Here is a 14,103-nt window from a genome sequence, read left to right as displayed (position 1 = left end):
CTAATTTGGGAAAAATGTGATCTTTCCTCTTTAAAATGGCTACAAAGACCTATGTCAGCTTTGGGAATAACCATGCGCCTGTCTTTATATATGTATGAATACGCAAAAGCCCCCTGTTAGGTAACAAGGGACTTTTGCGTGAATCTGTTTCTTCAATTAACCTTGGGGATTCAAATGATCCACATGATTTTGATTTTTTACTTTTTTGGAACCGGATAATGGTTCCTGCATGGAAGAGCGTTTGGATGAATGACGATGCTGTTCGGATGCTTGCGCTTCCGGTACGGGAATTGTTTTTGGTTTGCTCATATTATTGCCCCCTCATCATTGTTAGGAATGGGATGGGTCCCTGTCTTCCGTTTTGTCATGATTCAGTGCATCCTGATGACGGCGATCATTAATATCTTGCTGAATTTGCTGGGCATGATGACTGTTTACGGCAGGTTGCTCCAGATCATCGACTACATTTTGCAGGTTTTTGTCTACTCCCGCTTTGGCTTTAGTCAATTGAGTTCACTCCTTCAGAATAAGGCTATTGTCTCGTTTGGGATTGTAACGACTGGGCGCATTCATGAATGTGCCGTGTATAATCGTGAGCCAGTTCCTGAATCGGTTCTGTACGCTCATCCGTCGTTCTTCCATCCCGTTCCACATCAATCAGCTGTACGCTGACTTCACGGGAATCGACATATGCACATTTGAAATCAAAAGAGTACATCTCGTGCCCTGCTGTAGCAATGTGTATCCGAATCGCCTGCTGATCGGCTTCATCGGCCATTACCTGAGCCTGGTCTCCAACATTCAGGACTTGAGGCAAACGTTCTTGCCAAGCCCCTACAAGCTCTGTTTGATCGATGTTTAACTCGCGGTTCATCTTACCACCTCCACTCCTATAAAGTGCGGCGATGAAGATGTTTTTATACATATTAACCTTATTCAAAATATAACGTTGTACTGTGCAACGTATACATCGGTCACCAACCTGTATGCTCACTACGTTTAACAAACTCGCAACGCAAAAAAGGACCCGAGCGAGATCGCTCGAGTCCTTGTTATAAGTGTAGTATGGCGGAGAGGGTGGGATTCGAACCCACGTGGAGTTGCCCCCTAACGGTTTTCAAGACCGCCCCGTTATGACCGCTTCGGTACCTCTCCAGGGAATTAATTTTTATAAACTTGCCACGAAAAGTATCATACCACATCTCGACATTATAATGCAACCTTTTTATATTAAAAATGAAGATCCCGTATCAGACAACTGCTTTCAGTTATACAAAACACTCCAATCCGCCATTCCAAAATGACGGATTAAGTGTGTACTCCTCTTGATGAGGATGGTTAAATAACTCTTAAGAGCGACGTGCAATCACACTGATGCCGCCCATATAAGGACGCAATGCTTCAGGAATAACAACCGTACCATCTTCCTGTTGATAGTTCTCCAGGATCGCGGCTACCGTCCGTCCAACGGCCAATCCTGACCCGTTCAATGTATGAACAAATTCAGGTTTCGCTTTTGGCTCTCTGCGGAAACGGATATTGGCACGACGTGCTTGGAAGTCCTCACAGTTGGAGCACGAAGAAATCTCACGATAGGTATTGCTCTCAGGCAACCATACTTCAATATCATACGTTTTAGCTGAAGTGAAGCCCATATCTGCGGTACACAATGTCAGAACGCGATACGGCAAGCCCAACAATTGAAGCACACGCTCCGCATTTTGAGTCATTTGCTCCAGCTCTTCATATGAAGTCTCTGGAGTAGAGAGCTTGAGTAGCTCTACTTTGTTGAATTGATGCTGACGAATCAAGCCGCGTGTATCCCGTCCAGCCGAACCGGCTTCAGAACGGAAACAAGAGCTGTAGGCCACAAAGTGCTTAGGCAATTGATCTACATTCAGAATCTCTTCGCGATGATAGTTCGTTACCGGAACTTCAGCAGTAGGAATCAGATAATATTCGGTATCTTTCAACTTGAACAGGTCTTCTTCGAACTTAGGCAGTTGACCCGTTCCAAATAAGCTGTCCCGATTAACGATGTATGGAGGCAGAATCTCTTCATATCCATGTTGATCGCTGTGCAGATCCATCATGAAGTTGATCAATGCACGTTCCAGACGCGCACCCAGACCTTTATAAAAGGTAAAACGGGAACCTGTTACTTTGGCAGCCGCTTCAAAATCAAGAATATCGAGATCCTGCGCAATTTCCCAGTGTGCTTTTGGTGCAAAAGTAAATGACTTCGGCTCTTCCCAACGACGAATCTCAACATTGTCGTCTTCAGAAGCTCCAATAGGTACACTTTCGTTAGGAATGTTCGGAATCGCCATTGTGAGATCATTGATCTTTACTTCCAGTTCCCGAACTTCCTCGTCCATGGCTTTGATTCGATCAGAGACTTCACGCATCTCCACAATCAGATCATCAGCATTCTCACGATTCTTCTTCAGTCTAGCAACTTCCGCGGAGACTGTATTCCGACGACTCTTCAGTGTTTCACTCTCTTGAAGCAACTCCCGACGCTTGGCATCCATCTCGGTAAATCCAGCGATAAGATCCAGCGATTTGCCACGTTTAGTCAACGCTTCTTCAACACGTGCATACTCATTCCGCAATATTTTCACATCAAGCACGATATACCCCTCCTAAATAACCTCACAACGTGAAGCCTTATGTTAAATCCATTCTCAGAACTCTATTGTATACACCTTACTATATACTTATCGGAACCTGTAACCCAAAAAACAACCTATATCCCCCTTGTCACCCTCCGCTGCGATTCCCGCTATGAAGCAGATACAGGCAACATCAAGGCATCCGTTCAGATGCAACTGCCAACCAGTGGCCTTACACGGCCTCTGGGGAAGTGATCCGATGACCGGGAGATCATAGGTTGTACATCATGCATTATTTAGAGTCTACCGTGTGTTTGTAGGATCTGGCCATGTCTACAAAATAAGTATGCAGACGATAGTCATCCGTCAATTCCGGATGGTAGGAGCAAGCCAACAAATGTCCCTGACGAGCCGTAACAATCTCATCCTTGTATGTGGAGAGAACCTCCACCTGGTCTCCGACACTCTCAATCAAGGGCGCCCGTATAAATACAGCCCTTACCGTTTCCTCAATACCTTTGACTGGCAAATCCGTCTCAAAACTCTCTCTCTGCCGTCCAAATGCATTTCGGGATACTGTCATATCCATTAGCTCCAAATGAGCTTCTTCTTGCCCTGCAATGTGTTTAGCCATAACGATCAAGCCAGCACAGGTACCAAATACCGGTTTGCCCTCAGCAGCAAACGCCCGAATGGCATCCATAAACCCATACTTGCGCATCAGTTTACCGATCGTCGTGCTTTCCCCACCAGGAAGGATAAGACCATCCAAGTCTTCCAATTGCTGAACCTGTTTGATAGCTATACCTTCTGCTCCAGCACGTTCAATACTTCGAATATGCTCTGTGACAGCTCCTTGAAGTGCTAAAACGCCGATCTTCATACGCTCATTCCCCTTCTCTTACCAGCCACGATCTTGCATACGGTAAACGAACATTGTACTTTTTCACTTCATCATACGTGAATTCTAACTTGATATTTTACCGGAAAAATTGTAAATATACAATCCATCCGGTCGGAATAACTTGTATTTTGTCAATGATATGACCATGTAAGCAATAAAATCATGATCATACTCTTTCCATGAAGTCTGCTAAGGGTTAGAACAAGTTTTTGATTCCGTCAAAAAGATCCACGAAGAAATCCTTCACGGCACGGAAGAACAAACGGAACCATCCGCCTTTTTCAGCCTCTTCAGCAGTGATCAAGTTCACTGTTTTTTCCTGTGGCTCAATTCCATCTGCTTTATACGTGTACGTTACTGTACCAACCTTTGTACCTGCCTTGAGTGGTGCTACCAACTTATCAGCCTCAGTTACGTTGGCTTTGAACGTCACATCCAGGTTCTGAGTACCTTTGGGTACAACGAAACTTACCGCATTATCTGTTACAACAGGAACGGTTGTTTCTTTCCCTTTTTTCAAAGGTACCGCTTCCCAGCCCGTCACTTTGGTCTTGCCTGCAACAGCCTGTTTCACTTCAAAGTTGTTAAATCCATAGTCCAATACCTTTTTAGTTTCTCTGAAACGTGCGGATTCCGAATCTGTGCCCATAACAACACTAATTAGACGCATACCGTTACGTTCTGCTGTACCTGTAAAGTTATTACCTGCGTTCGTGGTATGGCCTGTTTTCATTCCATCCAGACCTTCATAGGCATAGCTTTTGAAATTGGTTATATTTTTATTCGCTTCCAGCATCCAGTTGTAATTGATAATTGGAGCTTTATCATTAGGACGGAACTTATAGGATTGAATCGTTGTGAAATCTTTGTAGTCCGGGTGATCCATGATGATATATCGGCATAGAATTGCAGCATCCAGAGCGGACATCACAGTTTCCTTGTCTTCAGCTGGGCGGAAATCAGCAGGCATATCTGCTCGGTCGAGACCGGAAGAGTTGATGAAGAAGGTATCCTTCATGCCCATACGCTTGGCTTCATCATTCATCATTTTCACGAAAGCTTCTTCCGAACCAGCAACATGTTCAGCCAAAGCAACCGTAGCATCATTGGCAGAGCCAACAGCCATTGCAATATAGAGATCCTTAACTGTGTGCTGGTCACCTTCCGCGAGGAAAATTCGCGACCCGATACTTTGTGCAGCATTCTTTTTAACAGTTACAATATCGTCCCAGCCGAATTTACCTTGTTTGACCTGTTCTGCGACAATGTACTCTGTCATCATCTTGGTCATACTTGCAGGTGGCATCGCTTTATCCGCATCGACATTTAGTAGAATCTGTCCCGTTGATGCTTCCATTAGCACCGCTGATCTAACCTCAAGCCCAAGTGAGTCTACCCCAGGCACCTGTACGGCTTTCTCCGTCTTCGTTGCCGCAGCAGTTAGAACCTGACCGGAGTTATCCGCAGCAGCCATGACCGGCATGACTGCAGACATGCAAAGCATGTTAATTAGCATTACCGAGGCTACGCTCTTTTTGAGAATTTGGCGTTTCTTTTTATTCATGTGTTTGGCTTTCAATGATGAATACTCCCTTCGATCCAAAGCATTGTTAATTGCTTCAGTGCAGCTTATGCTGCGATTTTCTTGTTCCCTAACCTGCGTGTTTGATGTATGAGATGTGTGCTATATGCGCTGTATCGAACGAGCAATATTATTGCTCCTAAAGTTCGTTATCGATTGTCACTTAGTCCGCATTTTCCAAATGCTTATGTAAAAAGGACGTCCGCGCTTCTGTTTAACTGGCAGCCTTTTCTGGCACTGCATTTGCTTTTCAAAAGCATGTTCATAGATTCACGTCAAATAGCCGCCGCAACGCCTTAATCCACCCTTGGATAGTCACCGCTTTTTCTATTCTATCACAGGGGTATCTGCAAAAAAAGACAGACCCGGTGAAAATCACCGAGCCTGCCCTGGAAATAATTAACTCTCTTCAGATTACAACGAGTAGTTAGGTGCTTCTTTGGTAATCTGTACATCATGGGGATGACTTTCGCGAAGTCCCGCACCTGTAATTCGGATAAAGCCTGTATCGTTACGAAGTTGCTCCAAGTTACTTGTACCACAGTATCCCATACCCGAACGCAGACCACCAATCAGTTGGTGGATCGTATCAGACAATGGTCCTTTGTAAGCGACACGACCTTCGATTCCTTCCGGAACCAGTTTCTTGTCATCATCTTGGAAGTAACGATCTTTACTACCTTGTTTCATTGCAGCCATTGAACCCATACCGCGGTATACTTTGTAGCTACGTCCTTGGAAGATTTCAGTTTCCCCCGGGCTTTCCGCTGTGCCGGCAAACAAACTTCCCAGCATCACCGCGTGTGCGCCTGCAGCCAGTGCCTTCGTAATTTCACCAGAATATTTAATTCCGCCATCCGCGATAATCGGAACTCCATATTCGCGTGCCACTGTTGCACAATCGTACACTGCAGTTACTTGAGGTACACCAATACCAGCAATAACACGTGTTGTACAAATCGAACCTGGACCAATACCCACTTTGACTACCGAAGCCCCTGCTTCGATCAGGTCACGAGTGGCAGCGCCAGTAGCGACGTTACCTGCAACGATGGTCAGACTAGGGAAACGTTCACGAAGCTGACGCACAGCTTCAATGATATTGATGTGGTGTCCGTGAGCCGAGTCTACCGTAATCAGGTCGACACCAGCTTGTACCAAAGCATCTGCACGTTCAAATGTATCTTTGGAAATACCAATTGCTGCACCAACCAACAAACGTCCTTGAGCGTCTTTGGCTGCATGAGGGAATTGAATGGCTTTCTCAATATCTTTAATCGTGATAAGACCTTTCAACGTGTTTGTCTCATCAACTAATGGAAGTTTCTCAATCTTGTGCTTCTGAAGGATACCTTCAGCTTCTTGCAGTGTAGTGCCAACAGGAGCGGTAACCAGATTCTCATGAGTCATGACTTCGCTAATTTTGATGCCGTAATCATGGATAAAACGCAAATCGCGATTAGTCAAAATACCAACCAGCTTCTGATCTCCTTCAATAATAGGTACACCAGAGATCCGATATTTTGCCATTACTGCTTCCGCATCAGATACCAGATGATCTGCCGTCAGTGAGAATGGATTCGTAATAACACCACTCTCCGAACGTTTAACACGATCTACTTCTTCTGCCTGTTGTTCAACTGACATATTTTTATGGATAATACCGATGCCGCCTTCACGTGCAATGGCAATAGCCAATGTCGCTTCAGTTACTGTATCCATACCCGCACTGATCAAAGGGATATTTAGCTTTACAGTATCGCTCAAACGAATAGATACATCTACTTCTTTAGGCAGTGTCTCGGATTTCCGTGGCACTAGCAATACATCATCAAAGGTGAGGCCTTCCTTACCAAATTTATCTTCCCACACGCAAGTGTTCCTCCTTATGTTTGCTCAGCTTTACGGTCCAAAACCCGAAGATTCCAGGCTGTATTTTACGCCGAAAATACGTTTTCTGAAAAATTTATTATTGCCATCTTAGCAAAGCGATATTTAGACTGTCAAGGAAAAGTACTTGGTTATATCAGGTGTATTGCCTGATGAATACAACTGTTTTTCCAGAGCGGACAAGTCTATTTATTACGCAAAAAAACGTCAATTCGTATCGAATAACGTTAATTTTATACATCCTATTGTGCTGATAAATTACCAAATTCAATCTGTATTTCAATCCCAAACTGCTTAATAAATCTATATAATAAAAACCACCACCGAATAACATCGGCAGTGGTTCTTCGCTTGGCGGCGTCCTACTCTCCCAGGACCCTGCGGTCCAAGTACCATCGGCGCTAGAGGGCTTAACGGTCGTGTTCGGGATGGGTACGTGTGGAACCCCTCCGCCATCGCCACCAAACGCGTAGCTGTGCTTACATTCAGAGATCGTTCTCTGAAAACTAGATTCGAAACGAAACATGCGAATTATCACTTGCTATTGGATAAGCCCTCGACCGATTAGTACTGGTCAGCTCCATGCATTGCTGCACTTCCACCCCCAGCCTATCTACCTCGTCGTCTTCAAGGGGTCTTACATACTGGGAAATCTCATCTTGAGGGGGGCTTCACGCTTAGATGCTTTCAGCGTTTATCCCGTCCGTACATAGCTACCCAGCGGTGCTCCTGGCGGAACAACTGGTACACCAGCGGTACGTCCATCCCGGTCCTCTCGTACTAAGGACAGCTCCTCTCAAATTTCCTACGCCCACGACAGATAGGGACCGAACTGTCTCACGACGTTCTGAACCCAGCTCGCGTACCGCTTTAATGGGCGAACAGCCCAACCCTTGGGACCTACTTCAGCCCCAGGATGCGATGAGCCGACATCGAGGTGCCAAACCTCCCCGTCGATGTGGACTCTTGGGGGAGATAAGCCTGTTATCCCCAGGGTAGCTTTTATCCGTTGAGCGATGGCCCTTCCATGCGGTACCACCGGATCACTAAGCCCGACTTTCGTCCCTGCTCGACTTGTAGGTCTCGCAGTCAAGCTCCCTTATGCCTTTGCACTCTTCGAATGATTTCCAACCATTCTGAGGGAACCTTTGGGCGCCTCCGTTACTCTTTAGGAGGCGACCGCCCCAGTCAAACTGCCCACCTGACACTGTCCCCGCACCGGATTACGGTACCAGGTTAGAACCTAGATACGATCAGGGTGGTATCCCAACGTTGCCTCCACACAAGCTGGCGCTCATGCTTCAAAGGCTCCCACCTATCCTGTACAGATCGTACCCAAATTCAATATCAAGCTGCAGTAAAGCTCCATGGGGTCTTTCCGTCTTGTCGCGGGTAACCTGCATCTTCACAGGTATTAAAATTTCACCGGATCTCTCGTTGAGACAGCGCCCAAGTCGTTACGCCATTCGTGCGGGTCAGAATTTACCTGACAAGGAATTTCGCTACCTTAGGACCGTTATAGTTACGGCCGCCGTTTACTGGGGCTTCGGTTCACAGCTTCGGGATTACTCCCTAACCACTCCCCTTAACCTTCCAGCACCGGGCAGGCGTCAGCCCGTATACTTCGCCTTACGGCTTCGCACAGACCTGTGTTTTTGCTAAACAGTCGCTTGGGCCTTTTCACTGCGGCCCCCTCGTGCTATTCACACTACCGGGGCACCCCTTCTCCCGAAGTTACGGGGTCATTTTGCCGAGTTCCTTAACGAGAGTTCTTCCGCGCGCCTTAGAATACTCTTCTCGCCTACCTGTGTCGGTTTGCGGTACGGGCACCATCACCTGGCTAGAGGCTTTTCTTGGCAGTGTGAGATCATGACCTTCGCTACTATAATTTTCGCTCCCCATCACAGCTCAGCCTTACAATGTGCGGATTTGCCTACACATCAGCCTTACTGCTTAGACGGACATCCATCAGTCCGCGTCACTACCCTACTGCGTCCCCCCATTGCTCATAACGGCTTACGGTGGTACAGGAATTTCGACCTGTTGTCCTTCGACTACGCCTTTCGGCCTCGCCTTAGGTCCCGACTTACCCTGAGCGGACGAGCCTTCCTCAGGAACCCTTAGGCTTTCGGCGGATCAGATTCTCACTGATCTTTTCGTTACTCATACCGGCATTCTCACTTGTATAATGTCCAGCGCTCCTTACGGTACACCTTCAACCCTTATACAACGCTCCCCTACCCCTGATGCAAAGCATCAAGCCATAGCTTCGGTGGTGTGTTTAGCCCCGTTACATTTTCGGCGCAGAGTCACTCGACCAGTGAGCTATTACGCACTCTTTCAATGGTGGCTGCTTCTAAGCCAACATCCTGGTTGTCTGTGCAACTCCACATCCTTTCCCACTTAACACACACTTGGGGACCTTAGCTGATGGTCTGGGCTGTTTCCCTTTTGACAATGGATCTTAGCACTCACTGTCTGACTCCCGGAAGTAAGTCTATGGCATTCGGAGTTTGACTGAGCTTGGTAACCCTTGCGGGCCCCGCACCCAATCAGTGCTCTACCTCCACGACTCTGTTTTCCGAGGCTAGCCCTAAAGCTATTTCGGGGAGAACCAGCTATCTCCGAGTTCGATTGGAATTTCTCCGCTACCCCCACCTCATCCCCGCATTTTTCAACATGCGTGGGTTCGGGCCTCCAGTGCGTGTTACCGCACCTTCACCCTGGACAGGGGTAGATCACCCGGTTTCGGGTCTACGTCCACGTACTATGTCGCCCTATTCAGACTCGCTTTCGCTGCGGCTCCGGCTCTTCACCTTAACCTTGCACGGGAACGTAACTCGCCGGTTCATTCTACAAAAGGCACGCCATCACCCCTAAAACGGGCTCTGACTTTTTGTAAGCACACGGTTTCAGGTTCTATTTCACTCCCCTTCCGGGGTGCTTTTCACCTTTCCCTCACGGTACTGCTTCACTATCGGTCGCTAGGAAGTATTTAGCCTTGGCAGATGGTCCTGCCGGATTCATACGGGGTTTCACGTGCCCCGCACTACTCGGGATCCGTCTCGGAGGGAACAGACTTTCAACTACAGGGCTTTTACCTTCTTTGGCGGGCCTTTCCAGACCTCTTCGCTTAACCGGTTCCTTTGTAACTCCATGTGAGACGTCCCACAACCCCAAAGAGCAAGCTCCTTGGTTTGGGCTTCTCCGCGTTCGCTCGCCGCTACTGACGGAATCACTATTGTTTTCTCTTCCTCAGGGTACTTAGATGTTTCAGTTCCCCTGGTATGCCTCTACACAACCTATGTATTCAGTTGTGAGTAACTGGAAATTACCCCAGCTGGGTTTCCCCATTCGGACACCCCCGGATCAAAGCTTGCTTACAGCTCCCCGAGGCAGTTTCGTTGTTCGCCACGTCCTTCATCGGCTCCTAGCGCCTAGGCATCCTCCGTGTGCTCTTAGTAGCTTAACCAGTTTGCTCCGGTTTTGACTGCTCGTTTCCCTTGTTTTGCTTGCGCAAAGCCAAAAGTCACTCCCATCCAATACCATCGCAAAAGCAATTAAGTACCAATTTATTAAACTTGTTTAACACAAGTTCAGCTAAAAAGGAATGTTCTAATTCGCGTTTGTTTCGTTTCGATATCTAGTTTTCAAAGAACAAGCTCCATGCAAAAGCAAGCTGTTTTGAGAGTTTGAGCTCTCAAAACCGAACAACGAGTGAGTTAAAAGCTTTACGAAGTAAAGCTCGCTTCGGAAGCATGCTTCCTGAAGACTTATATTTGAATGTTTCCGTTGCAGGAAACGATTCTCCATAGAAAGGAGGTGATCCAGCCGCACCTTCCGATACGGCTACCTTGTTACGACTTCACCCCAATCATCTATCCCACCTTCGGCGGCTGGCTCCTTGCGGTTACCCCACCGACTTCGGGTGTTATAAACTCTCGTGGTGTGACGGGCGGTGTGTACAAGACCCGGGAACGTATTCACCGCGGCATGCTGATCCGCGATTACTAGCAATTCCGACTTCATGCAGGCGAGTTGCAGCCTGCAATCCGAACTGAGACCGGCTTTGTTGGGATTGGCTCCATCTCGCGATTTCGCAGCCCGTTGTACCGGCCATTGTAGTACGTGTGTAGCCCAGGTCATAAGGGGCATGATGATTTGACGTCATCCCCACCTTCCTCCGGTTTGTCACCGGCAGTCTATCTAGAGTGCCCACCCGAAGTGCTGGCAACTAAATATAAGGGTTGCGCTCGTTGCGGGACTTAACCCAACATCTCACGACACGAGCTGACGACAACCATGCACCACCTGTCTCCTCTGTCCCGAAGGAAAGATACATCTCTGTATCGATCAGAGGGATGTCAAGACCTGGTAAGGTTCTTCGCGTTGCTTCGAATTAAACCACATACTCCACTGCTTGTGCGGGTCCCCGTCAATTCCTTTGAGTTTCAGTCTTGCGACCGTACTCCCCAGGCGGAGTGCTTAATGTGTTAACTTCGGCACCAAGGGTATCGAAACCCCTAACACCTAGCACTCATCGTTTACGGCGTGGACTACCAGGGTATCTAATCCTGTTTGCTCCCCACGCTTTCGCGCCTCAGCGTCAGTTACAGCCCAGAGAGTCGCCTTCGCCACTGGTGTTCCTCCACATATCTACGCATTTCACCGCTACACGTGGAATTCCACTCTCCTCTTCTGCACTCAAGTCACCCAGTTTCCAGTGCGATCCGGGGTTGAGCCCCGGGATTAAACACCAGACTTAAATGACCGCCTGCGCGCGCTTTACGCCCAATAATTCCGGACAACGCTTGCCCCCTACGTATTACCGCGGCTGCTGGCACGTAGTTAGCCGGGGCTTTCTTCTCAGGTACCGTCACCTTGAGAGCAGTTACTCTCCCAAGCGTTCTTCCCTGGCAACAGAGCTTTACGATCCGAAAACCTTCATCACTCACGCGGCATTGCTCCGTCAGGCTTTCGCCCATTGCGGAAGATTCCCTACTGCTGCCTCCCGTAGGAGTCTGGGCCGTGTCTCAGTCCCAGTGTGGCCGATCACCCTCTCAGGTCGGCTACGCATCGTCGCCTTGGTGAGCCGTTACCTCACCAACTAGCTAATGCGCCGCAGGCCCATCCCCAAGTGACAGATCGCTCCGTCTTTCCAGTTCTCTTCAGGCGAAGAAAACAATTATTCGGTATTAGCTACCGTTTCCGGTAGTTGTCCCAAACTTGAGGGCAGGTTGCCTACGTGTTACTCACCCGTCCGCCGCTAACTATCAGAGAAGCAAGCTTCTCTTCAAGTCCGCTCGACTTGCATGTATTAGGCATGCCGCCAGCGTTCGTCCTGAGCCAGGATCAAACTCTCCAATAAAGTATTGAAAAGAGCGATAAGCTCATTTTGAATCTGACGAGATTAAAAATCTCATTTGTGCTCCAGTCGATTCAAGCCAAGGCTTGTCTCAAACTTTCGCGTTCATTCTGCAAGCAGAATGTTTACTCACTCGTTGTTCAGTTTTCAAAGATCAAACTTATTTTTGTTACTGAATGTTGTTCTCTTCAGCAACTTTTATATCTTATCACATCCGAACCAACTTTGCAAGCTCTTTTTTAAGTTTCTTTTGGAAGCTTATTTCATTCGCTTGCCGCACCGTGTAAACCGTGTTTTCTTGGCCGGAATTAGAATATACCATGTACAGATATTGAATGCAAGTCTTTTTTTGAAACTATATTAACAATCGGTTTGATCTAATACAGACGTACATATGGTACTCTCCCAACTTAGCAAGTTCATACGCACGTCCATTTTCACTTTAATGTTTAACATTCCTAGCAGGAACCTTTCTTGGCCATAAACTGTAACTAAAACTTATCAGAAAATCGATTCCGAGTATCATTCCCCACACTCTGATCAGATTATTGAAGGCAGCTGTACGTTCAGCATCTCCAATCCACCATATCATGGCGAATAAAAAAGCACTTCCTATAGCCCAAGCCAATAGATGTCTAAACCATCCACTACGTTCACGACTCGCATGTTCTCTACCATATAACTTGTTGCTGCGAGGATTCTCTCCACCCTTGAACCAATATAGGAAATATCGATCCGCCCAAGCGATCATCTGGTGACCATAAGCAATGCTTGCCCCTATATACACCGCAGCTATACCATGAATCATACTCGCTGTAGCTCCTCGCTGTAGATCCATGACTGTAGCTACCAGCAATAACAGATCGATAACCGGCGTTGCCATTAACAAACCGATGCCTAACCGCTTCATGCCAAGGAGATACCTGACACTCAGACCCGTGAACACAAACACCCAAAAGGCAATCTCACAACCTATAATGAAATAACCAATCATTTCAGCCCCTCCTTTTTGATACATATGTATTAAATATAATTTAGCACGTATGTACTATAATAATCAACAGTGATATAATATGCCTATGCCTAAAATTGTTGATCATGATAAACAGCGCGTGCTCGTGGCCGAGGCAGCTTGGCGTATTATACGAAGAGATGGCATGGAACAAGCCTCTGTTCGGAATATCGCTGAAGAAGCTGGAGTTTCGGTTGGCTCAATGCGCCACTACTTTTCTACTCAATCGGAACTACTACGATATGCCATGAATCTAGTATCTGAACGGGTGTCTCATCGAGTCCAAAAAATGCCCTTTACCGGCTCTCCCATGGACAATATGAAATGCCTATTGCTTGAATTCTTACCAAACACGGAAGAAAAACTGGCCGAAATGGAGGTGTGGTACGCTTTTACAGCCAGATCGAAAACCGATCCTACACTCAAAGAACTTGCTAATACCGTATATGATGAACTCAGACAAGCCGTAGGCTCTGTTATCACCTACCTGATAAAGCTCGACCTCTCCAGAACCGATCTGGACAAAGAACTGGAGATTGAAAGATTGTATGCACTGGTGGATGGCTTAGGCATACATACCGTGCTTAGACCGGATCAGATGAATGCCAAGCTTATGGACGATGTTCTCACCTTACATCTTGCTTCCTTGTGCCGTTAAACCAAAAAAAACCGCAGCACATTCGTTTGTGACTAAGGCCCGTTACGATAACAGGAGTTAGTTCTGAATGTCTGACG

Annotated in this window: 9 protein-coding genes, 1 tRNA gene and 3 rRNA genes; 1 reads left to right on the top strand and 12 read right to left on the bottom strand. The window is 47.1% G+C overall.

Features of this window, described 5'->3' with window-relative positions:
• Nucleotides 1–156: 156 nt before the first annotated feature.
• The 12 genes from F0220_RS00455 to F0220_RS00405 form a co-directional block, all read right to left on the bottom strand.
• Nucleotides 157–309: a small acid-soluble spore protein P gene (locus F0220_RS00455; protein WP_036607296.1), complete on the bottom strand. Its 153-nt coding sequence runs from the start codon at nucleotides 307–309 to the stop codon at nucleotides 157–159.
• 21 nt (nucleotides 310–330) lie between these two features.
• Entirely contained in the window at nucleotides 331–507 is a 177-nt protein-coding gene (locus F0220_RS32335) for a hypothetical protein (protein WP_017691325.1), read from the bottom strand.
• Nucleotides 508–532: 25 nt separating this feature from the next.
• On the bottom strand, nucleotides 533–874 hold the full coding sequence (locus tag F0220_RS00450) for a hypothetical protein (RefSeq protein WP_124118848.1): 342 nt from the start codon (nucleotides 872–874) through the stop codon (nucleotides 533–535).
• A 192-nt stretch (nucleotides 875–1,066) separates the two neighbouring features.
• Nucleotides 1,067–1,155 (bottom strand) — tRNA-Ser (locus F0220_RS00445).
• 194 nt (nucleotides 1,156–1,349) lie between these two features.
• Nucleotides 1,350–2,633 (bottom strand): serine--tRNA ligase, encoded by a 1,284-nt coding sequence (gene serS, locus F0220_RS00440; RefSeq protein ID WP_149846226.1) that lies wholly within the window; start codon nucleotides 2,631–2,633, stop codon nucleotides 1,350–1,352.
• Nucleotides 2,634–2,907: 274 nt separating this feature from the next.
• Nucleotides 2,908–3,498 (bottom strand): pyridoxal 5'-phosphate synthase glutaminase subunit PdxT, encoded by a 591-nt coding sequence (pdxT, locus tag F0220_RS00435; protein WP_036671585.1) that lies wholly within the window; start codon nucleotides 3,496–3,498, stop codon nucleotides 2,908–2,910.
• Between the two features lie 217 nt (nucleotides 3,499–3,715).
• A complete protein-coding gene (locus tag F0220_RS00430) occupies nucleotides 3,716–5,098 on the bottom strand; it encodes a D-alanyl-D-alanine carboxypeptidase family protein (protein ID WP_149846225.1) in 1,383 nt (460 codons plus the stop codon).
• 417 nt (nucleotides 5,099–5,515) lie between these two features.
• Nucleotides 5,516–6,973, bottom strand: a complete 1,458-nt coding sequence (gene guaB / locus F0220_RS00425) for an IMP dehydrogenase (protein ID WP_036607306.1) — start codon at nucleotides 6,971–6,973, stop codon at nucleotides 5,516–5,518.
• A 367-nt stretch (nucleotides 6,974–7,340) separates the two neighbouring features.
• Nucleotides 7,341–7,457 (bottom strand): 5S ribosomal RNA (gene rrf, locus F0220_RS00420).
• A 78-nt stretch (nucleotides 7,458–7,535) separates the two neighbouring features.
• A 23S ribosomal RNA gene (locus tag F0220_RS00415) occupies nucleotides 7,536–10,463 on the bottom strand.
• Nucleotides 10,464–10,806: 343 nt separating this feature from the next.
• A 16S ribosomal RNA gene (locus F0220_RS00410) occupies nucleotides 10,807–12,359 on the bottom strand.
• Together the 16S, 23S and 5S rRNA genes form the textbook arrangement of a ribosomal RNA operon.
• Nucleotides 12,360–12,798: 439 nt before the next feature.
• Nucleotides 12,799–13,350, bottom strand: a complete 552-nt coding sequence (locus F0220_RS00405) for a hypothetical protein (protein ID WP_091018299.1) — start codon at nucleotides 13,348–13,350, stop codon at nucleotides 12,799–12,801.
• A gap of 85 nt (nucleotides 13,351–13,435) precedes the next feature.
• Here F0220_RS00405 and F0220_RS00400 point away from each other — a divergent pair, with 85 nt between their 5' ends.
• Complete coding sequence (locus F0220_RS00400; RefSeq protein WP_105602457.1) at nucleotides 13,436–14,026, top strand: TetR/AcrR family transcriptional regulator; 591 nt, start codon at nucleotides 13,436–13,438, stop codon at nucleotides 14,024–14,026.
• Nucleotides 14,027–14,103: the final 77 nt, after the last annotated feature.

Source organism: Paenibacillus sp. 37, from assembly GCF_008386395.1.
Lineage (GTDB): Bacteria > Bacillota > Bacilli > Paenibacillales > Paenibacillaceae > Paenibacillus > Paenibacillus amylolyticus_B.
The sequence above is the reverse complement of the archived record's forward strand: the minus strand, read 5'-3'. Positions and strand labels throughout refer to the sequence as shown.

What these genes read in the sequence shown, in the direction of transcription:
- F0220_RS00455 (WP_036607296.1), bottom strand. Translation starts at nt 309, where the DNA reads ATGAGCAAACCAAAAACAATTCCCGTACCGGAAGCGCAAGCATCCGAA.
- F0220_RS00450 (WP_124118848.1), bottom strand. Translation starts at nt 874, where the DNA reads ATGAACCGCGAGTTAAACATCGATCAAACAGAGCTTGTAGGGGCTTGG.
- pdxT (WP_036671585.1), bottom strand. Translation starts at nt 3,498, where the DNA reads ATGAAGATCGGCGTTTTAGCACTTCAAGGAGCTGTCACAGAGCATATT.
- F0220_RS00405 (WP_091018299.1), bottom strand. Translation starts at nt 13,350, where the DNA reads ATGATTGGTTATTTCATTATAGGTTGTGAGATTGCCTTTTGGGTGTTT.
- F0220_RS00400 (WP_105602457.1), top strand. Translation starts at nt 13,436, where the DNA reads ATGCCTAAAATTGTTGATCATGATAAACAGCGCGTGCTCGTGGCCGAG.